Here is a 26426-nt window from a genome sequence, read left to right as displayed (position 1 = left end):
GCTTCAACCGCTTGAAGCAGTGGCGCGGCATTGCCACCCGCTATGACAAGACCGTCGAGTCCTACCAGGCAGCCGTCACCCTCGCCTCGCTCCTGATGTGGGCGTGACATTTGAAGACACCACCTAGCGGGCGCTCGCCTCCACGACCGAGATCGCGCCCGCGGTCTGCACCACCCGCTCCAGCCGGAAGCCCGCCTCGGCCAGCAGCCGTGCGTACTGCCCGGCCGTGCGCTCCTTGCCGCCCACGAGCAGCATCAGCCACAGGTCGACGAGCTTCGAGGCGTGCGGGGCGTTCGGTTTGTCCGGCACGACCATCTCCATCAGCAGCAGCCGCCCGCCGGGCCGCATCGCGGCGCGCACGTTGCGCAGGATCTGCAGGGCCTGCTCCTCGGGCCAGTCGTGCACGATGTGCTTGAGAACATAGGCGTCGCCGCCCTCGGGCACCGGTCCGAACAGGTCGGCGGCCACCACCTCGCAGCGGTCGGCGACCCGCTGCTCGGCCAGGTACTGCGCCGCGCCGTTCTCGGCCACCCGCGGGTCGGCGAGGATCCCCCGCACGCCCGGCGACTTCCGCAGGATGCCCGCGAGCAGCTCGCCGCGCCCGGCGCAGAAGTCCACCACCGTGCCGAACCGCGAGAAGTCGTACGCGGCCAGGATCGGCTCGGTCTCGGTGGCGGACATGGCGCCCATGCCCTTGAAGAACACCTGGCCGTACTCCGGCTTCGCCTCCAGGAACTCGAAGGCCGTCATGCCGCGCAGCTTGGGCAGGGACGGCTCGCCGGAGCGCACCGCGTCGACGAAGTGCGACCAGTCCTCCCAGTGGACCGGGTGCCCCATGAGCACCGCGATGCCGCGCATCGACATCGGCGCGTCCTCCAGCAACGCCTCCGCCATCGGGGTCAGCGCGAAGCTGCCGTCCTTGCGCTCGGCGAAGACGCCGTTCGCGGCGAGCAGCCGCAGCAGCCGGTGCAGCGTCTCCGGGTGGGCCCCGACCTGCTCGGCGATTCGCGCGACGGGCAGCGGGCCGTCGCGGAGCGCCTCGGCCACGCGCAGCTCCGCGGCGGCGTAGATGGCCTGGCTCAGCATGGCGCCCTGGACCATCTCGAGCAGCGAGAAGGGCGCGGGGGCCAGCTTGCGCACGAGTCCGAGCAGAGCGTTGCGCACACCTTCGACGATCCGGACCACACGGGCGGGCGGCAGCGGCATGGGTTCCTCCGTGGTGGGCGGCGAGCGGCCGGGTGGTCCGCCCGCGGCGGGCAAGTCGGCGCGTCCCCGGCCGGCGGCCGCCGGACAGCGCCCGGACACCGAGACTCCGGGGACGCGGACGGGCCGCGCTCGCGGGCCGCTGGAGTCACGCCCGCGCCGCACCGCCGAAGGGCGAGACACCCCTGGGCCCACCGGGGCGCGCCCGGGCTCCAGTTGGTCCCCACCCGCGCTCCGGGGGCAGTCGAGACGGCCCGGTGACGATCGGGACCGTCCGTCTCGGCCGTGGCCGAGAAGAGTCCCGGAGGGGGCCGATCCCGTGAAGAAGCTCGCGTCGTCCGCCGCGCTGTCGGAGCGCGCCGATCGCATCGCGCGGCGCGCCCGCGCCGACAACTGGAAGAAGCCGCCGCGGCGCATCGAACCGTCCGAGTGCATCACCTGCGGCAACTGCCTGCGTTCCTGTCCCGGGGAGTTCGGTGCGATCTTCGACCGAGGCCTGGACGTGGTGATCGTCCCCGAGCTGTGCTCGGGCTGCCCCACCTGTGTCCTGGAGTGCCCGGTCGACTGCATCTACGTCGACGAGGACTGGACCCCCACCGACGACGCGATGTGGAACCACATCGAACTCACCGCCGAGGGCGCCGCATGAAGGACCCGGGAAGGCGCCAGGAATCCCGCCGCGCCGCACACGCCAGGAAGCGGATCAGCCGCCGCCCCAGCCGGCTCGGCATCCCCGCCGGGACCACCCCCGAACCGGATCGCGTCGCCGCACCCGACGCCGGGTTCCCCGGTCTTCTGAAGCGCGTCTGGCGGCGCGCGGCGGGGGCCCCGGACCTGCGCTCGGCCCTCGAGGTGCTGCTCACCCTCGACGGGCACGTCCCGCGCGATGTCCAGCTGCGCGCCCTGAACACCGCGGAGCAGGCCGCCCTGGTGGCGCTGGCCGGCCTGACCTGGCGTGACGCCGACGGCGGCGCCGACGGGCCGGCCGCCGTGCCCGGCACCGGGGCGGCGACCGCGGAGACCGGCCCCCGGCCCCCCGCACCGGCCGTGCCCTCCGCACCGGCCGTGCCGTCCGCGCCCGCCGAACCGCCCGCGTTCCGCGGCGAGATCGGCCTCAGCACCAGCGGCCGTATCGTCCTGCGCACGCCCGGCGCCCCGCCGCTGGACCCGCGCGACCTGGTCGCCGGCGTCCGCCGCGTGCCGTGGAGCCGTGCCGTCCTCGACGTCTACCGGCGCGAACTCGACCAGGCCCGCGCCCGGCAGGCCGCCTCCGCCGCCGACTGCCGCGCCTGGCTCGCCGAGCAGGGCCCCGAAGGCCGGGACGCGCTGGTCGCGCAGGCCAGGGAGGCGGCCCTGCGCACCGCACCCTTCGTCCTCTACCAGGAGGACACCCAGTACACGAACTTCCGCGGCCGCAACACCCTGACCGGCAAGACCCTGTGGCCCGGCCACCCCGACTGCGCCCTCAGCGCCCTGCACGGCCTCCCGCTCGACCTCTGGACGGACCAGGACACCCAGCTCGTCGTCTGCCTCACGCTTCTCATCCGCTCGGCCGGCTTCGGCCGCGTCGAGGAGGCCAACGGCACCCAGCTGACCGTCGACCACGTCGCGTACACCCTGGAGCGGGTGCGGCGCGCCTACAACGCCGTGTGCGGGACCGACCCGGTGCCCGCCGCCGCCTCGCCCCGCGTCGCCGACCTCGACCGGCTCGCGGCCGCGCTGCGCGCACGCCGCCAGGAGGTCGGCCGCAGCGCCCAGCTGTACCGGGAGATCCACGGGGCGCTCATGCACAAGGTGGAACGCGTGGCCGGCGCGCCCGGACCCCAGGCGCGGGCCCGCGAGGACGCCGTCGCCGAACACCTGCGGGCCCGCCTGCCGTTGACCGGCGCCACCCTCGCCGACCTCGGCCGGGACCTGGCCGCCGAGCCCGGCTGGCTCGCCCGGCCGCACGGCGCCTTCGCCACCGGCCTGGAGTCCCTGGTGTACGAGACCGTCGCCGCGACCGCCACGGCATTCGGCGCCGACTTCGCCATGAGCCGCGGCATGCGCTCGCTGCCCGCCCTGGTGCGCGCGCTGCGCGGCGAGAACTGGGCCGAGATCTGCGACTGGGACATCACCCGCTTCTTCTGCTGCGTGGTGCCGCGCCCGGAGGCCGCCGCCCACTTCGGCGGCTCCGAGGCCGCCCTCGCCGACGCCGCCTGGGCGATGTCCTCGCGGATGCAGTACAACTCCTGGCACTTCGTCGCCGGCAACCTCCCCCGGGTGCCCGAGGTCGTGGCCCGCGACCACTTCGTGCCGCCCGTCATCCCGGACCTCGCGTACTTCTCCGACCAGCACCACCACGGGCACGTCAACAACAACGTGCGGTTCTCGATCCGCTCCCCGCAGGCCGTCGAGGTCGACGGGCGCCGGTTCGACGGGTTCATGGACGTGCGGCTGCTGCGCTGCGCCGGCGAGCCGTTCGGCGAACAGGACCTGCTCGCCGCCCACCGGGTGTCGGCGTTCATCGCCCGCGCCACCTCGCTCGCCGCCGCCCTCGTCGCCGCCGGCACCGAACTGGAGGTCACCGCGTTCGACTCCGGCTGGCACTGGACGGCCGTCACGGGCCGGGGACCCGCCGACTCGGACCTCCTGGCCGGCCAGGGCCGCCGGGCGTCCTGAGAGGAGAGCGATGACCGCCCACGGCATCAGCCGCACCAGGGAACTGCTGCGGCGGGGCGAGCTGTCCGCCGTCGAGCACACGACCGCCGTCCTGGCCGCCGCCCGCGAACAGGACACACTCGACGCGTACGTCGCCGTCGCGGGCGAGGAGGCGCTGCGCGCCGCGGAACTGGCCGACCGGCGGATCCGCGAGGGCGGCCTCGATGTCTGGCGGACCCTGCCGCTGCTCGGCGTCACCGTCTCCGTGAAGGACCTGGTGCAGACCCGCGACCTGCCCACCGCGCGCGGCTCGCTGCTGCCCAACGACCGGCCCCCGGCGGACGCGCCCGCCGTGGCCCGGCTGCGCGCCGCCGGAGCCGTCGTGGTCGGCAAGACCGCCACCTCCGAGTACGGCTGGAGCGCCTCGACGGTCAGCCGGGTCGGCCCGCCCACCCGCAACCCCTACGATCCCCGCCTGAGCGCGGGCGGCTCCAGCGGCGGGGCAGCCGCCGCGGTGGCCACGGGCCTGTGCGACGGCGCCCTGGGCACCGACGGCGCCGGATCGATCCGCATCCCGGCCGCGTTCTGCGGCGTCGTCGGCTACAAGCCGTCCCTGGGCCGCATCCCGTACGTCCCCAACAGCGCCGACCGGCTCGCCCACCAGGGGCCCCTCGCCCGCACCGTCGCCGACGCCGCGCTGCTCGCCCAGGTCATGGCGGGCCCGCACCCCGGCGACCCGGACTCCGGCCTCGGCTCCCTCGACGCGCCGCGCACCCGCCGCGCCCTGCGGATCGGCTGGATCGAGTACGAGGGCACCGCCGAGGAGGTCCGCCGGGTGACCGGGCAGGCCAGGCTCGCGCTGCTGGGCCAGGGCCATCTGGTCGAGGACGTCGAGCCGTACCGCACCGACCCCTACCCCGCGCTCGTCGACCTCCTCGCCGCCTGCGAGGCCGCCGGGGCCCGCCCCGAGCACGACGAGTGGGCCGACCCCGGCCGCCTCGAGATCATCCGCTACGGGCGCACCCTCAGCGGCGCCGACGTGATCCGCGCCGAGGAGGTCCGACAGGAGCTGCGCACCGGCCTGCGCGCCCTCATGGACCGCTACGACGTGCTCGCCATGGCCACCGTGCCCATCGAGCCGTTCGCCGCCGACGCCATCGGCCCGGCCTGGGCGGCCGACCCCCGCGACCTGCGATGGCTGGCCTGGGCGCCCGCCGCGTACCCGTTCAACATGACCGGGCAGCCGGCCCTGTCGCTGCCCGCCGGACTCACCCGCTCCGGCCTGCCCGTGGGCCTGCAACTGGTCGGCCCCGTCGGCGCGGACGACCTGGTCCTCACGCTCGCCGCACGCCTGGAACCGGACCTCGCCACCCCGGCGCCCGCCCCGGCACAGGCCCTGGAGCCCGCGGTCGCCCGCTGACGCACGCCACGTGGAAAGGACACCCCCATGTATGCCAGGTCATGGTCCTCGCCCGCCGCGGAGGGAAGCGTCGGGCGACCCTCGTTCGTCGCCGACCACGGACTGTGGGACGAAGCCCGCACCGCCGCCGCCGAGCGGATCGAGGCGAGCCTCGCCGACCTCGACTTCGTACGCCTCGTCTTCGGTGACCCGCACGGACTGGCCCGCTCCAAGACCCTCACCGCCGAGGCGTTCCGCACCGTGCTGCGCAACGGCATGAACTTCAGCCCCGGCCCGTTCGTCTTCGACACCGGGCACGCCGTCGCCGTCGACTTCCTCGGCGACCACGGCATCGGTGTCGACGAGATCGCCGGCGCCGGGAACTTCATCCTCGTCCCCGACCCCCTCACCTTCCAGCCGCTGCCCGGCGGCGACGCCCGCACCGCCTGGGTGATCGGCGACGAGTATCTGCGCGACGGCACCCCCCACCCGCTGTCGTCCCGGGCCGTGCTGCGCCGCGTCGTCGACCGGTACACCGAGCACGGCCTCGCCCCCGTCCTCGGCCTGGAGGTCGAGTGGTACCTCACCCGGCGACTGGACGACGAGCCCGGCAACACCGGCAACGGCTTCGGCCTGCAGGGCAGGGCGCCGCGCGTGGCGGCCCTGAACGCCGGCTACCAGTTCAACCTCGACGCCCACTACGACACCGCCGCCCCCCTGACCGACCCGCTCGCCCTGCACCTGCTCGCCCTGGGGCTGCCCCTGCGGTCGATGGAGCACGAGTCCGGGCCCGGCCAGATCGAGACGACGTTCAGCCCGATGACCGCGCTGGACACCGCCGACGCGATGCTGCTGTTCCGCACGGTCACCAAGAGCTGGTGCGCCCGCCGCGGCCACCACGCCTCCTTCATGTCGCTGCCGCTCCTCGACGCCGCCGACCCCAGCGGCTGGCACCTCAACCAGTCGGTCACCGACCTCGCCACGGGCGGCAACCTGTTCGGCACCGAGGGCCCTTCCGGGGGACTGTCCCCGCAGGGCAAGGCGTACGCCGAGGGCCTGCTGTCGTGGGCGCGCGAGCTGTTCCTGCTCTCGGTGCCCACCGTCAACGGCTACCGGCGGCTGTCCGCCGAGCACTCCCTCGCACCCACCCGCCTCGGCTGGAGCCAGGAGGACCGCAGCGCGATGCTCCGCGTCGTCGGCCACGGCGCCGGGGCGCACATCGAGAACCGGATCGGCGAGCCCTGCGCCAACCCGTACCTGAACATCGCCGCCCAGCTGTTCGCGGGACTGGAGGGCCTGACCGCGCAGACCCCGCCGACCGACACCGGTGACACCACCGGGGCCGGCGGGGCGGGCCTGGTGCCGCAGCAGCTGCGCGAGGCCCTCGACGCCTTCCGCGCGGGCCGTGCCGCCCGGCTGCTCGGCGAGCCGCTCGCCGCCTGCCTGGCCAAGCTCAAGGAGAGCGAGCTGCGCCGCTACGAGGCCGCGTGCGTGCAGGCGCCACCGGTCCCGGGCCAGGTCACCGAGTGGGAACAGCGCGAGTACTTCGGCGCCTACTGACCTCGGCCGAGCCCACGCCCCCCTGCCGTTCCCCTCCCGACGAAAGCGGCCCGCCATGATTCCCCGTTACACGCTGCCGGAGATGGCCTCGCTCTTCTCCGACCGGACCCGCTACGCCACCTGGGTGCGGGTGGAGATCCTCGCCTCCGAGGCGCAGGCCGCCCTCGGCCGCGTACCCCACGAGGCGGTGGAGGACATGCGCCGTGCCCGCGTCCCCGACCCGGCGCGGGTCGCCGAGTTCGAGCGCGAGCGCGACCACGAGGTGCTGTCCTTCCTCGCCGCCTACTGCGAGGACATCCCCGACGCGTCCGCACGCTGGGTGCACCTCGGCATGACCAGCTACGACCTCGTCGACACCGCGCTCGGCCACACCCTCGCGCAGGCCACCGACCTGCTCACCGGCGCCGCCCGGCGGCTGCGCCGCGTGCTGACCGAACGCGCCCTGGAGCACTGGGACACCGCGATGGTGGGCCGTACCCACGGCATGCACGCCGAGCCCACCACCTTCGGGCACAAACTCGCCGGACACGCCTTCGCCGTGGACCGCTCGCTGCGCCGGCTCGAAGCCGCCCGCGAGGCCGTCGCCGTCGGTACCGTCTCCGGCTCCGTCGGCACCTACGCGCTGATCGACCCACGGGTGGAGGAGCACGTCTGCGCCGCCCTCGGCCTCGCCGTCGAGCCCGCGCCCAGCCAGGTCGTCGCCCGCGACCGGCACGCCCAGCTCCTGCAGGCCGTGGCCGTCCTGGGCGCCTGCGTGGAGCAGATCGCCCTGGAACTGCGGCTGCTGCAGCGCACCGAGGTCCGTGAGGTCGAGGAGGCGCGCACCAGCGCCTACCAGGGCTCCAGCGCCATGCCCCACAAGCGCAACCCGACCACCAGCGAACGCCTGTGCGGCCTGGCGCGTCTGCTGCGCGGCTACGCCGACACCGCGCTGGAGAACGTGGCGCTCTGGCACGAACGCGACCTCGCCCACCAGTCCGTGGAGCGGGTGATCCTGCCGGACAGTCTCAGCGTCGGCCACTTCCAGGTGACCAAGGCCGCCGAGCTGGTGGCCTCGCTCACCGTGGACGCCGACCGGATGCGCGCGCACATCGACCAGACCGACGGCCTCGTCTACAGTTCCTCGGTCCTCGCCGAACTCCTCGGCGACGGCATGGAACGCGAACGCGCCTACCGCAGCGTGCAGGCCGCGGCCAACCACACCCTGGCGACGGGCGAGCACTTCGGCGCGTCCCTGGCCAAGCAGGGCATCGAACTGGCCGGCCTCGGACCCGAGCGCTTCCTCACCCACCACGATGTGATCCGCACCCGATTGGAGAAGCTGCATGAGCTGGAAGATTGACCGCGTCGACGGCGCCGCGCTCGACCTGGACGAGGTCCTCGGCGTCTACCACGCCTCGGGCCTCGGCGAGCGGCGCCCGGTCGGGGACCGCGAACGGTTCGCGGCCATGGTCGAGAACGCCAACCTCGTGCTCGTCGCCCGCGACGACGAGGGCGCGCTCCTCGGCATCGTGCGTGCCGTCTCCGACTTCTCCTACGTCACCTACGTCTCGGACATCGCGGTCGTGCGGGACCGCCAGCGCTCCGGCATCGGCCGCGCCCTCATCGACGCCACGCGCGGCGAGGCCCCGGACGCCAAGCTCGTGCTGCTGTCCGCGCCCGCGGCCGTCGACTACTACCCGCACATCGGGTTCACCCGCCACGAGTCGGCCTGGGTGCTCAACCCGTAGGGGTCATCCCGCCGAGGGGCAGCCGGGGCTGTACCGGGGCTCGACCGCCCTTGCCTAGATTCACGGTCAGGGCGGGACCCGGACCCGCGCACAGCACCGCACCCCCGGGGAGGCATGACCGTGACATCGGCACAGGCGCTGCTCGACACCCGCCCGCCGGGGACCGGGAGACGGCCGCCGCCGGCCGCCGAGCCGCCGTCTCGATGCCCTCGGGCCGCCGGGTCCTTGTCGTCGACGCCGACACCGCCTGCGCCGAATCCCTCGTCACCCAGCTGCGCCGGCACGGACACGACGCCTTCGGCGTGCGCCGCGGCGAGGCCGCGCTGCGCGCCCACGAGGACGCCGATCTCGTCCTGCTCGACCTCGAACTGCCCGACCTGGACGGCCTGGAGGTCTGCCGCGCCATCCGCTCCGTCAGCCGGGTGCCCGTCATCATCGTCACCGCCCGCGCCTCCGAACTGGACTGCGTCCTCGGCCTCCAGGCGGGCGCCGACGACTACGTCGCCAAGCCCTACGGCCTGCGCGAGCTGATGGCCCGCATCGAGGCCGTGATGCGGCGCGCCGAGTGGCAGCCGGCCGCGGCCCGCGAGATCCGGCACGGTCGTCTGCACATCGACGTGGGCTCCCGTGAGGTCCTGGTCGGCGGCGAGGAAGTCGCCCTGACCCGCAAGGAGTTCGACCTCCTGTGCCTGCTGGCCTCACACCCGGACACCGTCATCCCGCGCAAGCAGCTCCTGCAGCAGGTCTGGGGTGACTCCTGGTCCCGCCGCACCGTCGACACCCATGTCAGCAGCCTGCGTGGCAAGCTGGGCGACAGCGGCTGGATCGTGACGGTCCGCGGCGTCGGCTTCATGCTCGGCAACCCCTGAGCTCACGACGCGTCCCCTCCTGTGCACACGCCTGCGGCACCGCCTCCGGCCGGTCCGGCCTGCCCGACGTGTGCCTTCTGGACGACGTCCACCGCGCGCCGCCCCGTGCGGGGATCAACTGGACGTGCAGGGCGGTTCCAGCGGGCTTCGAGGCGGTTTCGAGCCGGTCTCATGTGTTCCGGTCGACTCTGGGTGAGGCGTGATCTTCAGAACGCGCCGTTCCACTTCCGCTATCCGCATTCTTCGGGGAGACGAACATGCAGATCCGCTCGCGTCTGACCAAGGCCGGCATGCTGGGCTCCGCCGCCGTGGCGGCCCTGGCCCTGGCCACCGCCCCGGCCTCCGCGGCTCCGGCGGTGACCGCCTCGCCCAGCAGCGGCCTGGCCGACGGACAGACCGTGACCGTGTCCGGCACGGGCTACCAGGCGGGTGCCGAGATCGCGGTCTCGCAGTGCCGGGAGAGCACCACCTGCACCGACACGCTGGCCACGGCCACCGTCGGGTCCGACGGCACCTTCAGCGTGCCCTACACCGTGCACAAGCAGTTCAGCGCCACCGACTGGAGCACCGGCACCGGCACGCCCGTGACCGTCGACTGCGCCGTGCAGCAGTGCCAGCTGGTCGCCTACCTGGCCTCCACCGGCCCGGTCGGCACCGAGATCTCCTTCGGCTGAGGCACCAGGTCCGTGAGGACGGCAGCCCACCGAGCGGTGCCGGCCCATGGCACCGCTCGGTGGGCGCGTTCGTGTTCCGGCAGCCGCCGCACGCCGGACTCAGGCGGAGGCGGACGACACCGACGCCGCCTCCCAGGCGAAGCCGTCCGGGTCGGTGAAGGAGCCGGCAGTGCCGCCGAGCACGATGCGGTGCGAGCCGCTGCCTTCCTCGGACACACCGACGTCCTTGGCCAGGCCCCGGCGCTTGTACAGCGCCAGCTTGACGGAGGCGTCGTCGGAGGCGAACTCGACGTACTTGCCGCCGAAGCTCTTGGCGACGGACAGCCCCTGCTCGACGTAGAACTGCTTGCTCGCCTTGACGTCCTCGACGCCCAGCAGGAGGACGAGGTCGTCGACCTTGCGGGTGGCGGGGCCGGTGTTCTTCTTCGAGGAGGTCGCTACCTTCCAGATCGTGCCGTCCGGCGCCTGCACGACGCCGCCGTAGCCCCACAGGGACTTCGCGGCCGGCTTCAGCGAGGTGGCGCCGGCCTCCAGGGCGGAGCCGAGGAAGCTGTCGACGTCGGCCGGCTGGGAGACGGTGATCGACATGGTGAATCCGCGGAATCCGCTCGTCGGCGCCTCGGAGGTGCGCAGACGTACCCGCGGGCCCAGCCCGAAGGCGTCGGAGTAGAAGCGTTCGGCGGCCGCCAGGTCGGCCACCTCCAGGGTGACGTATGCGAGGAAGCTCATGACTTCACGCTAGCCGCGGGCGTTTGCCGAAGGCTTCTCCATTCGTGCTCGATCGCCGGCGCCTCGTCCCCGTCCGGACCGATCCTGTAGCGGACCCCGAGCGGGACTCGAGCGGGGCCCCGCGCGCACGAGCCACCCTGTCGAGTGGGACGACACACCTGGGGTGGGCCATGGATGCAGCAGTGGAGCGGGCGGTCGCCTGTATGCGCGAGCGGTTCAGGGATCCGCTGACCGTCACGGACATCGCGCACAGCGCCTCGCTCGGCCATTTCCCTTTCTCGCGCCTGTTCCGGGAGGAGACCGGGGTGAGCCCCGGGAGATTCCTGGCCGCGGTCCGCATTCACGAAGCGAAGAAACTCATCGAGAACACCTCGATGAGTTTCGCGGAGATCTCCGGCGAGGTCGGCTACGACAGCCTGAATGCGTTCACGCATTCCTTCACGGCCGCTGTCGGTCTCTCGCCCGGCCGGTTCCGCCGGCTGTGCCGCGCGCAGGGGGGCGGGCTGCCGGCGCCGGACCCGGGACCGTCGCCGCGGTCCGGATCGGTCGCCGGCACGGTCAGGCTGCCACCGGGCCACGGCAACGCGCGGGTGTTCCTGGGGGCCTTCGCCACGGCCGTCGTCCAGTACCCGGCCGTCGCCCAGGCGGTCGTCGACGTGCCGAGCGACCGGCCGTCCTGCTACTTGCTGCGGGACGTGCCCGAGGGGCGCTGGCACCTGCTCGCGGTGGCGGTGGCGGCCGGTACCGGTCACGACCCGCACGCCGTGCGGACCGGACTCGTCGGGGGCCACGGCACAGCGACCACCACGGTGACCGTCACCGCCGACGCCGTCACCAGCGCGGCGGTACGGCTGCGGCGTCCTGGCCCGGTCGATCCGCCGGTGCTGCTCGCCCTGCCGGAACTCGAACCGCCCGTGACGGTCGTGCCGCACCCCGGGTGCGCCGCCACCACCCCGGCAGCCGCCGCACTCGAGCGGGAGCGGGCCGGGGCGGGCCGGCTACGGCTGGTGCCCGCCGCACCGGTGCCGCCAGGGGCGTAGACGCGGTGGTCAGGGGCCCGAGATGCCGCCGGCAGCGCAGGAGCGGTGGTCGCGGATCCGAGGTGGCGTCAGGAGCGTGCGAGCGGTGGTCAGGGACCCGAGGGCGACAGTCTGCGGCACAGCTCCTGACGGGCCTTCAGCCGTTCGGCGAGCAGACACCACTCCTTGCCGATGTGCTCGGCGATCGGGGCGACCACACCGAGCCAGTGGGGCGGCACGGCGTCGATGAGCCGCCGCCAGTCCTCACCGGGCTCGGTGGCCTGCGACTGCATCCAGCGCAGCAACTCCCTGCCGTCCGCGGTGTAGCGGACCGCAGGGTCGGTGGCCATCTTGGCCGCCACCGCCGCCCAGGTGGGCGCCGGCTCGGAGTGGTTCCTGCGCTGCGGCGGCGCGGCCTCGGCGCCCCCGGCCACCCGCAGCGGCACCCGGCGCAGCCCGTCGGTGTCCGGCCCGGCCGGGGCCGTCACCTCGTCGGCGGCCGGCACGGACTGGACGGGCCGCACGTGCTGCGGTCGCGCGGCGTGCGTGCGGCGCCCGTTGCGTTCGGGCCCCTCACCGCGCCGCAGCCGGGCGCTGACGTCGTGCACCGTGCCCAGCGACACGTCGGTGGCCTTGGCGACCTGGCGCAGCGGCGCGTCCGGGTGGGCGGCGATGTACTCGGCGGCGCGCCGCCTGCCCTCGCCGGCGTCCACCGGACGCCGCCTGCCGTCCTGGCCGATGCGCTTGCCGCCCAGGGGCGTTGCGATCGCCGACCGCGCGCGCAGGGACGCGATGGTCTTGGCGCTCAGCCCGGTGATGCCCGCGATGGCACGGTCGGACCAGTCGGGGTGGGAGTTGAGGACCCGCTGGGCGCCGGCGACGCGGTCGGCCCGCGACAGCGGCAGGCCGTGCGTGCCGTTCGCCTTCATGGCGATGACGAGGGCCTCGGAGTTGGAGCAGTCGAGGAAACGGGCCCGGATGCTCTCGGCGCCCATGAGCCGGGCGGCCTCCAGGCGGTGCAGCCCGTCGATGACACGGCAGCCGTCCACCTGGACGAGAATGGGAGGGAGTTCCGCCGAATCCGCGGCGTCGACGAGAAGCCGGACATGAGCGGGGTCCGTTCCGCCCTGGCGCAGGGAAACTCCGGGGGAGAGAGCGGAAAGGGGGACTTCACGGGCCGGGATTTCCTCGAAATTCCTCAGGTCGAACTCGCTGTGCGCCGACGCTCCGACGCTCTCCCTGCGGACGGCACTGAACGCACTCGTTATCGAGACGGCTTGCGCGTTGCTCTGAGACATCCCTGTGACTCCCTCTCTGCTGCCGCTGCCGACGAGGGTCGCAGGAGGGTCTCCAGCCGCAGTGGAGAGCAGGTCGACGTTCTCTCAAAACACGGCTCCGCGGGTGCCCGCCGGGCGGACACCCGCGAGGGGATCAGGCGTCCCGGCGCCGCATCTGCACCGCCGCGACGGCCAGCAGGACGCCCGTCCAGAGCGCGAGCACCCCGAGCCCCTCCCACGGCCCCAGCAGATCGCCGGCGCGGGAGTGCTGCTGGGTGATCATGAAGCCGGCCTGGGTGGGCAGCCAGGCGTGGATGTGCTCGCCCACACTGCCGGGCAGCAGGCCCGCCATCGGGGTGATCACCAGGACGAACCCGACGACGACGGTGATGCCGGCCGCGGTGTGCCGGATGATCGCGCCGACGGCGAGGGCGAACAGTCCGAGCAGGGCCAGGTAGAGGCCGCAGCCGACGACGGCCCGCAGGACGCCGGGGTCGCCGAGGGAGACGGGCGCCTTGCTGTCGAGGATCGGCGCGCCCAGGAAGAAGGAGCCGAACGCGGTCACTTCGCCCACCGCCAGGACCAGCAGGGCGAACACCGCGCCCTTGGCCGCCAGGACGGGCACCCGCCGCGGCACGGCGAGCAGGCTGGCGCGGATCATGCCGGTGGAGTACTCGGACGCGATCGCCATCACGCCCAGCACGCACACCGCGAGCTGGCTGAGCAGAATGCCGCTGCCCAGGATGGTGCCGGTCGGGTCCAGGCGCATCTCCGCCTGCTGGGCGGCATCGGCCTTGTCCCAGTTCGAGACGCCCATCTGCATGAACAGCGCGGTGAACACCAGGGTGAGCACGACCAGGATGGCGAGGGACCAGACGGTGGAGCGGACGGAGCGGATCTTCGTCCACTCCGAGAGCATCAGGTTCCCGAAGCGAGGACCCCGGCCCCCGGAGACCGGGCGGGACCCGGTGGCGAACGCGGTCGTGGCGGTCACTTCACACCTCCGGCGGCGGGCACGTCGGCGTCGTACTCGACGGCGTCCCTGGTCAGTTCCATGAAAGCTTCCTCGAGGGAGCCGCGCCGCGTGGTCAGCTCGTGCAGCACCAGGCCGTCGGCGGCGGCGAGTTCGGCGATCCGCGGGGCCTCGATCCCGGTGACGTCGAGGTCGCCCTCGGCGGTGCGGGTGACGGTGGCGCCCTCGCGCTGCAGCAGCCCGGCGAGCTGCGTCCCGTCGGGCGTGCGGACGAGGACGGAGCGCTCCGTGCTGCGCTCGATGAACTCCTCGGTGGAGCAGTCGGCGACCAGTCGGCCGCGGCCGATGACGACGAGGTGGTCGGCGGTGACGGCCATCTCGTTCATCAGGTGGCTGGAGACGAAGACGGCGCGGCCCTCGGCCGCGAGCGACTTCATCAGGTTCCGGATCCACAGGATGCCCTCGGGGTCGAGGCCGTTGACGGGCTCGTCCAGGACCAGCGCGGCGGGGTCGCCGAGCAGTGCGGCGGCGATGCCGAGCCGCTGTCCCATGCCGAGGGAGAAGCCGCCCGCTCGCTTGTGGGCCACGGAGGCCAGCCCGACCTGCTCGATGACCTCCTCGACCCGGCGCCGGCCGATGCCCTGGGTCTGCGCCAGGCAGAGCAGATGGTTGAAGGCGCTGCGGCCGGTGTGGACGGCGCGGGCCTCCAGCAGGGCGCCGACGACGCTCAGCGGCCGGTCCAGCTCGCGGTAGGGAACGCCGTTGACGGTGGCCTCGCCGGCGTCGGGCCTGTCGAGTCCCAGCAGCAGGCGCATGGTGGTGGACTTGCCTGCGCCGTTGGGACCCAGGAAGCCGGTGACCCGGCCGGGCTCGACCGTGAACGACAGGTCGTCCACGACGGTCTTGTCGCCGTAGCGTTTGGTGAGGTTCTTGGCCTCGATCATGGTCACCTCGGTTGAATGGCCTGCGAGAGTTCCGCTGGGGGCAAAATTCCCCGGCCACTTGTGATAGCAGGAGCGCTATCTGTTCAGTAGTCGCAGCCTGGAGCGGACCGTGAACGATGGTCCGCGGCATCACGGCGCGGATATTTTGGCAGCTCCGTCTGTCCGGGGAAGCACGTGTTTCATCTGCTTACTTTCCCCAGTTGAACCCGGAATCAAGGGTGGTCATGAATTCAGTCACGAACGGACCGGAGCCTGCCCGGCGGCCGGTCATCGGGATCTGCGCGCGGACGGCGCCGGTCACCCTCCAGGGCAGCGACCTGGTCGTCGCCCTGGCCCTCCAGTCGCACGTGGACTTCCTGGCCGAGGCGGGCTGCACGCCCCTGCTGCTGCCGCTGCTGCCGGGCGCGGAGGACCTGGTCGACCGGCTCGACGGACTGCTGGTGCCGGGCGGACCCGACGTGGACCCCGCGCTGTACGGGGCGCAGGCCCACCCGGCGACCCGGGCGGTGACCCCGGACGCGGACCGCGTCGAACTGGCGCTGCTGCGCCGCGCGTTGGACGCCGGCCTGCCCGTACTGGCGATCTGCCGCGGCCTGCAGCTGCTCAACGTGCTGCACGGGGGCACCCTGCACCAGCACCTGGCGGACGTCGCGGGGCATGACGGCCACCGTCCGCGGACGCAGAACTTCACGCTGGGCCGTCAGCCGCTGAAGCTGCTGTCCGGCAGCCGGATCGCCGGCATCCTCGACGAGGACGAGCCGGAGACGGCGTGCCACCACCACCAGGCGGTGGACCGCATCGGCAGCGGCCTCACCGTCACCGGACGGGCCGGCGACGGAACCGTCGAGGCCGTGGAAGTCACGGACCACCCCTTCGCGATCGGCGTGCAATGGGAATCCGGGCACACGGCCGACCGACGACTTCACCGAGCACTCGCGCACGCCGCCCGCGAACGCCTCCGCATAGAGCAGGCCGACGCAGTTCCGATTCCCTGAGAAACAGGCGTTGCCGGGAGCAGACCGATTTTCGATCCCCCTACGAAGGAGAATGATGTCGCCGCGGATGCCCAACCCCTCGTTGGTGGTTCCCGATGTTCTTCCGCCCATGCGCGCGCTGGTCAAGGCCGTCAACAGTGTCGGCGTGCCGCTGCAGACGCTCGTGCTCATCCATCTCAGGGTGAGCCAGATCAACGGGCGGACGGTCCACCTGCCCATGAAGCCGAAGGAGTTCGAGGAGGCGGGGGAGGAGGACCGCCGTCTGCCGCTGGTGGAGACCTGGCGGGAGCAGACCTGCTTCACCGACGCCGAGCGCTCGGTGCTGGCGCTGGCGGAGGCCGCCACGAGGATCGACGGCCGTGAGGACCCGGTGTCGGACGAGGTCTGGGAGGAGGCCGCCAAACACTGGACCCAGGTGCAGCTGGCCGCCGTCGTCCTGCACATCGGGCTGGTCAACCTGTGGAACCGGGTCAACGTCGCCACCAGGCAGGAGGCGGTGGACTGGCGTATCAACCCCAAGAAGTGGACCCCGATGACCAGCCGGCTCAGCGCGGCGCAGTAGTCCTTTCCGGCAACGAGGCCCTGCCCGGGGATCACCTCCCGGGCAGGGCCTCGTGCCGTCGGCGGACGCGGGGCGTGCACCCGCTCGGGGTCAGGGCGCGCCGTCGCCCCGCAGCGCCGGGCCGAGGACGGCGAGCAGGGTCCTGGCCTGGACGTTGACGTAGCGGCTGTGCCCGGCGAGCCAGTTCAGCTGGCCCGGCGTCACCCACTGGTAGCCGGGGGGCGGCTGGGCGGGGGTCGTCGCCTCGTCGGTCTCGACGATCAGATAGCGGCTCTCCGCGTTGAGGAAGCGACCGCCCTCCTCGCTGTGCACGGCCGAGTAGAGGACGCGGTCGGGCGAGGCGTTCAGCAGGACGTCCAGGAAGGGCGGGCGGTCCCCGGGCGCGTAGTTCGACGGCACGCACTGCACGGTCGGCGCCAGCTCCACGGTGTCGAGGAAGCCGCCCTCGACGCGGGCGTGCGCCAGGAGGTGCGGGACGCCGTCGAAGAACCGGCAGGCGAAGCCGGCCACGCCGCGCTCGACGGGTTCGATGATCGGCTGGGTCCAGCCGGCCACCTCGCGGCCGGCCCCCTCGACGGAGACCGCCACCACCCGGAAGAACCTGCCGTCGGTACGGCTGACGGAGTGCGCGTCCGTCCGCCAGCCGGCGATGCCGCGCAGCGGCACGCGGCGGGCGCGCACGTCGTGCCGGGCGCGTTCCCCGGTGAACCAGGCCAGCAGGCCGGCGTCCGACGACAGCGCCCTCGTCTCGTCGTGGCGGGCCGGCGCGCTCGCCAGGACGGTGCGCGCGTCCATGTTCACGATGTTGTCCAGGCGCAGCAGCCGCAGGATCTGCCCGAGGGTGAGCCAGCAGAAGCCGTCGTGGACGGGGACGTCGCCGTCCGCCTCCACGATCATGTTGCGGTTCCGCTTGCGGAAGAACCAGGCGCCGTGCTCGGACTGCAGGACGTCCGTGAGGACCTGCTCCCTGCGCGGGGCGAGGAAGTGCTCCAGGTACTTCACCGCCGTCCCGCCGTGGGCCTTGGTGTAGTTGCTGCGGGTGGCCTGCACGGTGGGGGAGAGCTGCACCAGGTTGGGGTTGCCGGGTTCCATCTTGGCCTGCATCAGGAAGTGCAGGACGCCGTCGAACTCCTTGGCGAGGATGCCGAGAATGCCGATCTCCGGCTGCACGATGATCGGCTGCTCCCACTCGGTGCCCGGCCCGCTGACGTGCAGTCCCTCGACGGTGAAGAAGCGTCCGCTGCTGTGCCGCAGGTTCCCGGTGTCCGGGGCGAACGACCAGTGGTCGAGCCCGGAGAACGGTATCCGCCGGATGACCGTCCCGCTCAGGCGCCGGTGCAGGTCCAGCCAGCCCGGCACCTCGGACGTCGCGGTGTGCGCGCCCTCGGCGACCGCGGCCGACCGCGCCAGGCGCTCGGCGACGTCGGCGCCGGTGCGCGCCACCAGCTGCACGGGGGCGCTCACGGCCGGTTCCCGCCGTTCTTGAGCGGCTTCCACCAGCGGGGGTTGTCGCGGTACCAGGCAACGGTCTCGGCCAGTCCGGTGTCGAACGCGGTGAGCGGCCGGTGGCCGAGTTCGCGCTCGATCCTGCCCTGGTCGAGGGCGTAGCGCCGGTCGTGGCCCTTGCGGTCGGTGATGTGCCGGATCATCTCCGGTCCCGCCCCGCACAGCTCGGCGAGCCGGTGGGCCAGTTCCAGGTTCGGCACGGCCGTGCCGGCGCCGATGTTGTAGACCTCGCCCGCCCGGCCGCCGGTGAGGACCCGCTGCACGGCGCGGCAGTGGTCGTCCACGTGCAGCCACTCGCGGATCTGCCCGCCGTCCCCGTAGACGGGGATGGGGCGCCCTTCGAGCAGGTTGGTGACGGCGAGCGGGATGAACTTCTCCGGGTACTGGTAGGGCCCGTAGTTGTTGGAGCAGCGGGTGACCGACACGTTCAGCCGGTGGGTGCGGAAGTACGCCAGGGCGATCAGGTCGGCGGCCGCCTTGGACGCGGCGTACGGCGAGTTGGGCAGCAGCGGGGACTCCTCGGTCCACACCCCCTCCTCGATGGAGCCGTACACCTCGTCGGTCGAGATGTGCACCACGCGCTCGACGCCGACCGCCAGGCAGGCTTCGAGCACCGCCTGCGTGCCCTCGACGTTGGTGCGGACGAAGTCGGCGCCGCTGACGATGGAGCGGTCGACGTGGCTCTCGGCCGCGAAGTGCACCACCGCGTCCTGGCCGTCGAGCAGGTCACGCAGCAGCTCCCGGTCGAGGATGTTCCCGTGTGCGAAGGTCAGCCGCGGGTGCGAGGCGGGGAGGTTGTCCCGGTTCCCCGCGTAGGTCAGCGCGTCCAGGACCGTGACGTGGGCGTCCTCGAATCCCGGATAGCCCCCGTCCAGCATGGTCCGTACGTAGTGCGAGCCGATGAATCCGGCGCCGCCGGTGACGAGGATTTTCATGCGATCACGTCGCAGCCGGAATTCCGCGCTCGAAGCATGTCCTTTTCCCTTCCCTTGGGGGTGGCTTCCCTCGAGGGCCGCTGCGCGTCGGCGCCGGGCCGGTGCCCGGGGGACGGGTGACGCGGGCGGTCTCCACCCACCCTGCGGGGGAGAGACTGGACGGCCGCCCTCGAAGCCTTCTCGAGACGGGCTCGACGGGCTCCGGGGCGGCCGGGGACGCGGGGCCGGGACGCTGCGTCAGCTGTCCTGCAGCAGTCCGAGGACGTTGCCGTCGAGGTCGGTGACGGTCGCCACGCGCCGGCCGGCGCCGACCTCCTTGGCGGGGCTGTTCACGGTGCCGCCCGCGGCGGTGATCTCGGCCAGTTTCGCGTCGAGGTCGGCCACGTGCAGATAGGCGACCTGCGCGGTGATGCCCTGCGCGCCCGCCGGCACCAGCCCGATGTGCTGGCCCGCGACGTCGAACCCGACGTAGTACTCCGAGTCGGTCTGCGGCTCGATGCCGAACACGGCGGTGTACAGCTTCTTGGCCGCTGCCACGTCCGCCACGGGGTGCAGCACGGTCTTGATTCCCTGGACGGCTGCGTCAGCCATTCTCGCTCCCGGGGGGTCAGGAATTTCGTCGCCCCATGCTAGGGAAATGGTGAAACCCCTTGCATCTTCCCCCCTGTCGCCTCAAGGCGATTTCCAGGCGTTCTTGAGCCTGAACCGACGGACCGGTGCCAGGCTGCGAGCGCGCTGAACTAGGAGGGGAATTTCGTGAGAAAGCTAAAGTGGGTCATACCGGCGGTCGCGGCCGCGCTGGTGGGTACGGCTGTCACCCCGGTCGCGGTGGCGAACGATGCGGCTGGGCCGGCCACCGGCAGCGTCGACTGGGTGCCGTGTGCGGGCGGTGATCCGGTCCTCGGCGACATGCTCGATGGCCTGGAATGCGGCACCGTGCAGGTGCCGCTCGACTACGACGCCCCCGAGGGCAGGCAGATCAGCCTGGCGCTGACGCGGGCCAAGCACACCGTCCCCGACAGCGAGTACAAGGGCGTCGTCATCCTCAACCGCGGCCAGTGGCCCGGCGGCATCGGCCGTGACCTGCCCACCCGGTACGCCCAGGGCACCACCGGGCTGGCCCAGGACGTCGGCGCCGCCTACGACTGGATCGGCTTCGACCCGCGCGGCGTCGGCGCCAGCGAGCCGGCCGTGGTCTGCGACGTCGACTACATCGACCCCGGGCACGCGCAGCCGGACCCGGTGCCGGGCACGCGGGCCGCCGAGCAGGAGTGGGTGAACCGGGCCCGCGCCTACGCCGACAGCTGCGGCGCGGAGTACGGCGACGTGCTGCGCCACCTGAGCACCGAGGACGCGGCGCGCGACCTGGACCGGATGCGGATCGCCCTCGGCCAGGAGAAGATCACCTACTTCGGCACCGACTGGGGCACCTACCTCGGCTCGGTCTACGCCACGCTGTTCCCGCAGCGGGTGAAGCGGATGGTGCTGGACAGCGTGGTGCGCCCCAGCACCGTGGGCTACCGCAACAGCCTGAGCAAGAACGAGCTGTTCGAGCGCAACGCGAACATCTTCTTCGCCTGGGTCGCCAAGTACGACTCCGTCTACGGGCTGGGCACGACCGCGAACAAGGTGAAGGCGAACTACTACAAGGGGCGGGACGCGCTGAAGACGGCGCCCCTCGACGGCAAGATCGGCCCGATGGAGTGGGCGGACATCTTCGAGCCGGTCGTCTACCGCAGCTGGACCTGGCTCTCGCGGGCCGAGGTGCTCTCCGACTGGGTGGTGCGCAAGGACCCGGCGTCGCTGCGGGCCGCCTTCTCCCCGCCGGGCTTCCCGCACCAGAACCGGCACGCCATGACCAACGCGGTCAACTGCCTCGACGGCCCCTGGCCGCGGGACTGGAACCGCTGGAGCAAGGACCACTGGCGCCAGTACAACGCCGGTGACCGGATCCTGACCTGGCCCAACGCCTGGTACAACGCGCCGTGCGCGTTCTGGCCGCAGCCCGCGCGGAACAAGCCGTTCGCGGTCGGCAACAATCACGTGAGCGTGCTGCTGGTGCAGCCCCAGTTCGACACCGCGCACGGCACCCTCGGCGCCGTCGAGACGCACAAGCTGTTCCCCAACTCCCGGCTGGTGCTGGAGCGGGGCGGCCACAACGTCGGTGCGGCGCTGTCGGCGAACAACAACACCTGCCTCAACAAGTACGTCGGGGACTTCTTCCGGGACGGCACCCGTCCCGCCTCCAAGAAGGGGATCGACGCCGTCTGCCAGGCGTCGGCCGACCCGGTCCCCGCGTCCTGACGCAACCGGCGGACGGGCCCCGTGTGGAGCACGCGGGGCCCGTCCGCGTTCCCGGCCCGCCCGGCCCGCCCGGCCGGCCCGCGCCGGTCAGGGCCGGCCCGCGCCGGTCAGGGCCGGCCCGCGCCGGTCAGCGCCGGTCAGTGCAGGGCGGGCACCGGCCCCGCCCGGTGGGCGGCGGTCAGGGTCTCCAGCGTCCGCGCCAGGTCGTTGGGCGCGGGCAGGGCCAGCATCTGCTCCCGCAGCCGCACCGCGTTCGCCCGCAGGTCCGCGTCGTGCAGCAGGCGGACGAGGGCGGCACGGACCGCCGGCCCGTCCGCCTCGGCGGGCGTCATGGCGAGCCCCGCGCCCGCGGCCCGGAGGCACCGGAACTTCAGCGGCGCGTCGAAAGCCCGGCTGATCAGCAGCTGGGGCACGCCGTGGCGCAGTGCGCAGCCGAACGACCAGGTGCCGCCGTGGTGCACCACGGCCGAGCACGTCGGCAGCACCTCGGCGAGCGGGACGGACTCCACCAGGCGGGTGTTGGCCGGCACCTCCCGCAGTTCCTGGCGGACCTCCGGCGGCACGGCCAGCACCAGCTCCATCTCCAGGCCGGCCACCGAGCCGAGGATGTCCTGGATGCCCTCCACGGGCAGCGGGAGCCGGGTCGGCCGGTCGTCGACCGAGTCGCCGAACGTCATCAGCACCCGCGGCGCCGGCGGCGGCCCGGCGAGCCACCCGGGCACCACGGCCGGACCGTTGTAGGGCACGAACTGCACCGGCAGCACGGTCGGCCCCGGATCGGGCCGGAACGCCTCGGGCAGCGGGGCGACGGTGAACTGGCCGTTGACCAGGTCTTCGGAGAACGCGACGCCGTACCGCTGCGCCCAGCCGGCCAGCCAGTCCCGCATCGCGTCGGTGCGCCGCTCCGGCGGCTGCTGCGCCCGGGCGTGCAGGAAGTCCTCCCGCATCCGGGTGTAGACGTCGACGGAGTACAGCACCCGGGCGTGCGCCGCGCCCACGGCCTCGGCGGCCACCGCGCCCGCGAACGCCTTGGCGCCCCACAGCACCAGGTCGGGCCGCCAGGCGCGGGCCGCGGCGACCAGGTCGTCCATCATCGAGTCGTTGGAGCGCCGTGCCTGCGGCAGCACCAGGTCGTCGAAGACCCGGCAGGCCTGCTCCCAGTCCAGCCGCTCGCGATCCGGCCGTATGTCGAACAGCGGGTCGAGCCCCTGCTGCGGGGCACGTTTCGCCGCGGCGGCGCGCTCGGACGTCTGGCGCCGGTCCCGCTGTCTGCGCACCTCCGGTGTCTCGCCGGGACCGACGCCCACGGCCGTCAGCCCGGCCGAGGCGACGACGTCGAGCAGGTTCGGCCAGCAGGCCACCCGTACCTCGTGCCCGGCCGTCCGCAACGACCAGGCGAGCGGCACGAGATTGAACACATGAGCCTTCCAGGGAAACGGCACCACGAGGACCCGCACGATGGCACTTCCTTGAGAGTCGGGAACGGGGAGTCAGGGGCGAACGCCGCACTGCCCGGCCCGCGCGGCCCTCGCCGTCCTGGTCAGGCGTCCTGCACGCGTCGCCGCCAGGCGGGCCCGGCGGTGCCGGTCGAGGCGGTGACCAGGACGGTGACGACGGCCACCAGGGAAGCGGTGGACACCGGCCCCACCAGGTCGCACAGCGCACCCAGCGCCAGGATGGAGACCGCCACGCCCGAGGGCAGCAGGGTGGCCCGCAGCGTCACCACCGACGGCAGGTCGGCGGGGCGGGCCGTGCCCAGGAGCCGGTTGTTGTAGTGCAGGTAGGCCACCTCGAAGAGGACCAGGAACAGCGCGTACAGCACAAGCGTCGGCACCGTACGGCCGACCAGTACCGCCGCCAGCAGGGGCGCCATGGGAAGCACCGCCCAGACGGCCGAGGGCACCCGGGTCAGGTGGCGCTGGGCCGGCAGGGCGGCGAGCGACCCCGTGAACAGCGCCACCGAGGAGACGGCGACGAACACACCCACCAGGCGGGTGCCGCCGCCGAGCACCTGCATCGGGACGACGGTGACGGCCACCGTGTGGAAGCCCTGCCAGAAGGACACCAGCAGGAAACGGGCGAACAGCCGGCGCAGCACGGGATCGACGACCCGCGGCCGGGCGGTGGCCTTGGCATCGTCCGCGGGGGCGGCCTGCTTCGGCGCGGACGGCAGCGCCCATGCGAGCAGCGCGCTGAGCACCAGCGTCGCCGCGTTCACCGCGATCAGTCCGCGCAGCGACAGCACCGACGCGGCCGGGCCGGCCAGGGCCGCGCCGACGCTCAGGCCGGTCAGCTTGCCGATCTCGGCAACGGTGTTCGCCCGGTCCAGCCGCTGCTCCGGCACCGTGCCGCGCAGCACGAGCGCGGTGGCCGAGCGGGTGACCGCCTCGAAGTACCCACGGGCCAGCAGGAGTGCGGCGGCGACCGCGAGGAGCGCCCGCTGCGGGGCGACGAGCGCCGCGGCGGTCAGCCCCAGGCTCGCCGCCTCGGCCAGCCGCACGAGCCGCTCCGGGGCGTGCCGGGCGAGCAGTCGGTTGAGCGGTCCGGCCAGCAGCAGCGCGGGCAGCCACGGCGCGCTCAGCACGGCCGCCGCGAGCAGCCCCGATCCGGTGGCCGACCCCACGAGCGTGGAAAGGCTCACCAGGACCAGAAAACTGCCGAAGGTATTGACGAACAGCAATACCGGGGTGCAGTGCGGCGAGCGCACTCCTGCGAGAAAAGACGTCATCAGGCACTCCTCCGAGGGGGAGGATCCCAGAGTTGAACGTCTTTCGGCGAGGAATCGATCTCTCTACTTTGAACACATGACAGCAGCATTGGATGGACGCCCGTGCATCGTGATGGTGGACGCCTGGGCCGCGGCCCGCTCACTCGTCCTGAAATTCCTGGAACAGGGAAGTTCCATTGTCCGGGTGCAGAGCACTCGTGACGTTCCGTACCTGTACCGCGCATCGCCTTACGTCCCGGAGGATTTCGTCGCCGATATCGTGCACGACGGCGACCTGGAGGCCACGGTGGCGGCTGTCAAGGCGTTCGCGCCGGTCGCGGTGGTCGCGGGCGGGGAGAGCGGGGTGGAGTTCGCGGACCTGCTCGCGGAACGGCTCGGCCTGCCGGGCAACGGCACCGCCCTCAGCGCCGCGCGGCGCGACAAACATCTCATGGTCGAGGCGGTGCGCGCCGCGGGACTGCGCGCGGCCCGGCAGCTGCGCGTCACCGACACGGACGAACTCGCCGCCTGGCACCGCGAACTGGGCGGGCGCGTCGTCGTCAAGCCGCCGCGCAGCGCGGGCAGCCGGGGCGTCTTCTTCTGCGACACCCCGGAGGAGTCGGTGGCGGCGTTCCGCTCCATCGCCGATGCCGACAACATCTTCTCCCAGCCCAACAAGGGGGCCGTGGCGCAGGAGTACCTGCCGGGCACCGAGTACATGGTGAACACCGTCAGCCGGGACGGCCGCCACCACCTGTGCGACGTCTGGCGGACCGGCCGCCTCACCGCGAACGGGGTCGTCGACCTCTGCGACGCCCTGTCGCTGACCGACTCGGCGAGCCGGGTCGTGGAGCCGCTGCGCGACTACGCGTTCCAGGTGCTCGACGCCCTCGGCATCCGCCACGGCCCGGCACACCTGGAGATCAGGATGACCCCGCAGGGGCCGTGCCTGGTCGAAGTCGGTGCCCGGATCGCCGGCGGCGGCATCCCGGACTGCGCCGGCCTGGGCATCGGCGAGTCCCAGCTGGAGTGGACCGTCGACGCCTACCTGCGGCCCGAGCGGTTCCACGCCCGCGCCGGAACGCCGTACCGGGTGCGTCGGTACAGCGCGATCTTCGGCATGGTCTCGCCGGTGGAGGGCGTGCTCGGCGAGTACCGGGGCATCGAGGAGATCGAGCGGCTGGAGAGCTTCCACAGCCTGATCACGCTGGTGAAACCGGGTCAGCGGATTTGCCGCACGGTCGACGACCTCACCTATCCGCTCGTCGTGAGGCTGCTGCACGACCTGGAGGAGGTGGTGCAGCGCGACCTGAACACGATCCGCCACCTCGACGGCGAGGCGTTCTACCGCCTCGACGGCGGGGCGGACTCCTGACGCCCGCGTTCGACTGCGGATCCGCCGCGGTCGAACGTCAGGCCCGGACCACGGCGGCCGGCTCCATCCGGGTCCACGAGGGCCGCGGCACCCGGTAGACGAAACTGACCGCCGTACGCGGCTCCGCCGCCGTGGTGTTGGGCGCCGAACGGTGCAGCACCAGGCCGTCGAACATCACGGCGGAACCGGGATCGAGGGGTACGGCGACCGGGTCGGCCGTGCGCGGCAGGTGCCCGTCCGCGACGTGCGGCTCCACCGCGCCCGCCCGCGGCGGCTCGCCCGGCAGACGCTCCGGGTCCCCGGTGTGCGGGAACAGCCCGAGCAGATGGGAGCCGGGGATGAACTCCAGGCAGCCGTTGCGCACGGTGGCCGGCTCCAGCGCGATCCAGATCGTCACGATGCCGTGCTCCTCGGCGCCGAACGAGGGCGGCGCGAAGGCGATGTCCTGATGCCAGGGCTTGGCCGACCCCACCACCGGCGGCTTGGCCCACAGGAACGCGTTGACCAGGGTGCCCGGGCTCCCGGCGGCCCCTGCCACCGGCCCGCCGGCCAGGTCCAGCGACCGCTGGACGGCCGCGAACTCGGGGACGTGCTCGTGGATGCGGTCGGCCGACCTCAGCACCCCGGGGAGGGCCTCGGCACCCTGCTGCCAGGCCGCCCAGCCGCCGATGCCGGGGGCCTCCAGGACGAAGTTCCCGCCGGAGACCGTGCGGTCGCGGGCCAGTTCCTCCAGGTCGGCCACCGCTGCGCGCAGCCGGGCGAGCGCCTCGCCCGCCACCAGCCCGTCGAGCCGCATGAATCCGTTGTCGCGCACTTCCCGGTAATGCGTGCCGTTCATTCTTCTCTCCTCGTCCCCACGTCCCGCCTCGGATCGCCGCCGGCCGACCCGCCATTACCACGGAAATGTTCATGTTCAACGTCCGCGTATCAAGGCCGTTGCCGCGCCTTCCGTGCTCTTCGTATGCTTCCGGGCCGTGCGGCCGATCCGGCCCACGGCAACCGATACGGAGGAAGGAGTGACAAAT

The 26426-nt window shown here is 72.9% G+C and carries 24 protein-coding genes and 1 pseudogene; 14 read left to right on the top strand and 11 right to left on the bottom strand.

The features are described 5' to 3' along the window. Window positions 1–107, top strand: a pseudogene (locus tag MTQ10_RS04180) (IS5/IS1182 family transposase); the annotation flags it as partial. A 16-nt stretch (window positions 108–123) separates the two neighbouring features. Here the strand turns inward: MTQ10_RS04180 and MTQ10_RS04175 are convergent. Further along, window positions 124–1206, bottom strand: coding sequence for an acetylserotonin O-methyltransferase (locus MTQ10_RS04175; RefSeq protein WP_247462322.1), 1083 nt, complete (start codon window positions 1204–1206; stop codon window positions 124–126). A gap of 316 nt (window positions 1207–1522) precedes the next feature. On the opposite strand from MTQ10_RS04175, the gene MTQ10_RS04170 reads away from it, so the two are divergent. From MTQ10_RS04170 to MTQ10_RS04135, 8 genes are all read left to right on the top strand, one after another. Beyond that, on the top strand, window positions 1523–1852 hold the full coding sequence (locus MTQ10_RS04170) for an ATP-binding protein (RefSeq protein WP_159675478.1): 330 nt from the start codon (window positions 1523–1525) through the stop codon (window positions 1850–1852). Next, window positions 1849–3864, top strand: coding sequence for a hypothetical protein (locus MTQ10_RS04165; RefSeq protein WP_247462320.1), 2016 nt, complete (start codon window positions 1849–1851; stop codon window positions 3862–3864). The genes MTQ10_RS04170 and MTQ10_RS04165 overlap by 4 nt, the downstream gene beginning before the upstream one ends. Window positions 3865–3874: 10 nt before the next feature. Then, a complete protein-coding gene (locus MTQ10_RS04160; protein ID WP_247462318.1) occupies window positions 3875–5263 on the top strand; it encodes an amidase in 1389 nt (462 codons plus the stop codon). A gap of 27 nt (window positions 5264–5290) precedes the next feature. Next, window positions 5291–6802: a glutamine synthetase family protein gene (locus MTQ10_RS04155; protein ID WP_247462316.1), complete on the top strand. Its 1512-nt coding sequence runs from the start codon at window positions 5291–5293 to the stop codon at window positions 6800–6802. Window positions 6803–6857: 55 nt separating this feature from the next. After that, a complete protein-coding gene (gene purB, locus MTQ10_RS04150; protein WP_374117561.1) occupies window positions 6858–8144 on the top strand; it encodes an adenylosuccinate lyase in 1287 nt (428 codons plus the stop codon). Beyond that, entirely contained in the window at window positions 8128–8532 is a 405-nt protein-coding gene (locus MTQ10_RS04145; protein WP_247462313.1) for a GNAT family N-acetyltransferase, read from the top strand. Before purB ends, MTQ10_RS04145 begins: the two co-directional genes overlap by 17 nt. A gap of 203 nt (window positions 8533–8735) precedes the next feature. Then, window positions 8736–9401, top strand: a complete 666-nt coding sequence (locus tag MTQ10_RS04140) for a response regulator transcription factor (RefSeq protein ID WP_247462311.1) — start codon at window positions 8736–8738, stop codon at window positions 9399–9401. 257 nt (window positions 9402–9658) lie between these two features. After that, window positions 9659–10075: an enediyne antibiotic chromoprotein gene (locus tag MTQ10_RS04135; RefSeq protein WP_247462309.1), complete on the top strand. Its 417-nt coding sequence runs from the start codon at window positions 9659–9661 to the stop codon at window positions 10073–10075. 99 nt (window positions 10076–10174) lie between these two features. On the opposite strand, the gene MTQ10_RS04130 is transcribed toward MTQ10_RS04135, so the two are convergent. Further along, complete coding sequence (locus tag MTQ10_RS04130; protein ID WP_247462308.1) at window positions 10175–10804, bottom strand: glyoxalase; 630 nt, start codon at window positions 10802–10804, stop codon at window positions 10175–10177. A 170-nt stretch (window positions 10805–10974) separates the two neighbouring features. Here MTQ10_RS04130 and MTQ10_RS04125 point away from each other — a divergent pair, with 170 nt between their 5' ends. Further along, window positions 10975–11844 (top strand): helix-turn-helix domain-containing protein, encoded by an 870-nt coding sequence (locus MTQ10_RS04125; RefSeq protein WP_247462306.1) that lies wholly within the window; start codon window positions 10975–10977, stop codon window positions 11842–11844. A gap of 89 nt (window positions 11845–11933) precedes the next feature. Here the strand turns inward: MTQ10_RS04125 and MTQ10_RS04120 are convergent, their stop codons facing one another. The 3 genes from MTQ10_RS04120 to MTQ10_RS04110 all read right to left on the bottom strand — a co-directional run bounded on the left by MTQ10_RS04120 (window position 11934) and on the right by MTQ10_RS04110 (window position 15017). Further along, on the bottom strand, window positions 11934–12872 hold the full coding sequence (locus MTQ10_RS04120) for a nuclease (RefSeq protein ID WP_441350994.1): 939 nt from the start codon (window positions 12870–12872) through the stop codon (window positions 11934–11936). Window positions 12873–13254: 382 nt separating this feature from the next. Further along, window positions 13255–14094: an ABC transporter permease gene (locus MTQ10_RS04115; protein ID WP_247462302.1), complete on the bottom strand. Its 840-nt coding sequence runs from the start codon at window positions 14092–14094 to the stop codon at window positions 13255–13257. Further along, window positions 14091–15017 (bottom strand): ABC transporter ATP-binding protein, encoded by a 927-nt coding sequence (locus tag MTQ10_RS04110; protein WP_247462300.1) that lies wholly within the window; start codon window positions 15015–15017, stop codon window positions 14091–14093. The genes MTQ10_RS04115 and MTQ10_RS04110 overlap by 4 nt, the downstream gene beginning before the upstream one ends. 224 nt (window positions 15018–15241) lie before the next feature. Between MTQ10_RS04110 and MTQ10_RS04105 the strand changes: the two genes are divergently transcribed. Both MTQ10_RS04105 and MTQ10_RS04100 read left to right on the top strand, forming a co-directional pair. After that, window positions 15242–16012, top strand: coding sequence for a gamma-glutamyl-gamma-aminobutyrate hydrolase family protein (locus tag MTQ10_RS04105; protein ID WP_247462298.1), 771 nt, complete (start codon window positions 15242–15244; stop codon window positions 16010–16012). A gap of 109 nt (window positions 16013–16121) precedes the next feature. Next, window positions 16122–16574: a carboxymuconolactone decarboxylase family protein gene (locus MTQ10_RS04100; protein ID WP_374117560.1), complete on the top strand. Its 453-nt coding sequence runs from the start codon at window positions 16122–16124 to the stop codon at window positions 16572–16574. Between the two features lie 90 nt (window positions 16575–16664). On the opposite strand, the gene MTQ10_RS04095 is transcribed toward MTQ10_RS04100, so the two are convergent. The 3 genes from MTQ10_RS04095 to MTQ10_RS04085 all read right to left on the bottom strand — a co-directional run bounded on the left by MTQ10_RS04095 (window position 16665) and on the right by MTQ10_RS04085 (window position 19606). Continuing rightward, window positions 16665–18038: an NDP-hexose 2,3-dehydratase family protein gene (locus tag MTQ10_RS04095; protein WP_247462294.1), complete on the bottom strand. Its 1374-nt coding sequence runs from the start codon at window positions 18036–18038 to the stop codon at window positions 16665–16667. Next, on the bottom strand, window positions 18035–19015 hold the full coding sequence (gene rfbB / locus MTQ10_RS04090) for a dTDP-glucose 4,6-dehydratase (RefSeq protein ID WP_247462292.1): 981 nt from the start codon (window positions 19013–19015) through the stop codon (window positions 18035–18037). Before rfbB ends, MTQ10_RS04095 begins: the two co-directional genes overlap by 4 nt. 237 nt (window positions 19016–19252) lie before the next feature. After that, window positions 19253–19606: a VOC family protein gene (locus MTQ10_RS04085; protein ID WP_247462290.1), complete on the bottom strand. Its 354-nt coding sequence runs from the start codon at window positions 19604–19606 to the stop codon at window positions 19253–19255. 165 nt (window positions 19607–19771) lie between these two features. Between MTQ10_RS04085 and MTQ10_RS04080 the strand changes: the two genes are divergently transcribed. Next, entirely contained in the window at window positions 19772–21319 is a 1548-nt protein-coding gene (locus MTQ10_RS04080; protein ID WP_247462288.1) for an alpha/beta fold hydrolase, read from the top strand. A gap of 137 nt (window positions 21320–21456) precedes the next feature. Here the strand turns inward: MTQ10_RS04080 and MTQ10_RS31405 are convergent, their stop codons facing one another. Together MTQ10_RS31405 and MTQ10_RS04070 are read right to left on the bottom strand one after the other, a co-directional pair. Beyond that, a complete protein-coding gene (locus MTQ10_RS31405) occupies window positions 21457–22776 on the bottom strand; it encodes a nucleotide disphospho-sugar-binding domain-containing protein (RefSeq protein ID WP_247462286.1) in 1320 nt (439 codons plus the stop codon). 83 nt (window positions 22777–22859) lie between these two features. Next, window positions 22860–24047: an MFS transporter gene (locus MTQ10_RS04070; protein WP_247462284.1), complete on the bottom strand. Its 1188-nt coding sequence runs from the start codon at window positions 24045–24047 to the stop codon at window positions 22860–22862. Between the two features lie 76 nt (window positions 24048–24123). Here MTQ10_RS04070 and MTQ10_RS04065 point away from each other — a divergent pair, with 76 nt between their 5' ends. Continuing rightward, complete coding sequence (locus MTQ10_RS04065; protein WP_247462282.1) at window positions 24124–25401, top strand: ATP-grasp domain-containing protein; 1278 nt, start codon at window positions 24124–24126, stop codon at window positions 25399–25401. A 37-nt stretch (window positions 25402–25438) separates the two neighbouring features. Here MTQ10_RS04065 and MTQ10_RS04060 read toward each other — a convergent pair whose 3' ends face one another. Next, window positions 25439–26239, bottom strand: a complete 801-nt coding sequence (locus tag MTQ10_RS04060; RefSeq protein ID WP_247462280.1) for a phytanoyl-CoA dioxygenase family protein — start codon at window positions 26237–26239, stop codon at window positions 25439–25441. Between the last annotated feature and the right edge of the window lie 187 nt (window positions 26240–26426).

The sequence above is a fragment of the Streptomyces sp. XM83C genome (assembly GCF_023072675.1).
GTDB lineage: Bacteria > Actinomycetota > Actinomycetes > Streptomycetales > Streptomycetaceae > Streptomyces > Streptomyces thermocoprophilus.
This window is presented reverse-complemented; position numbering and strand designations above follow the sequence as displayed.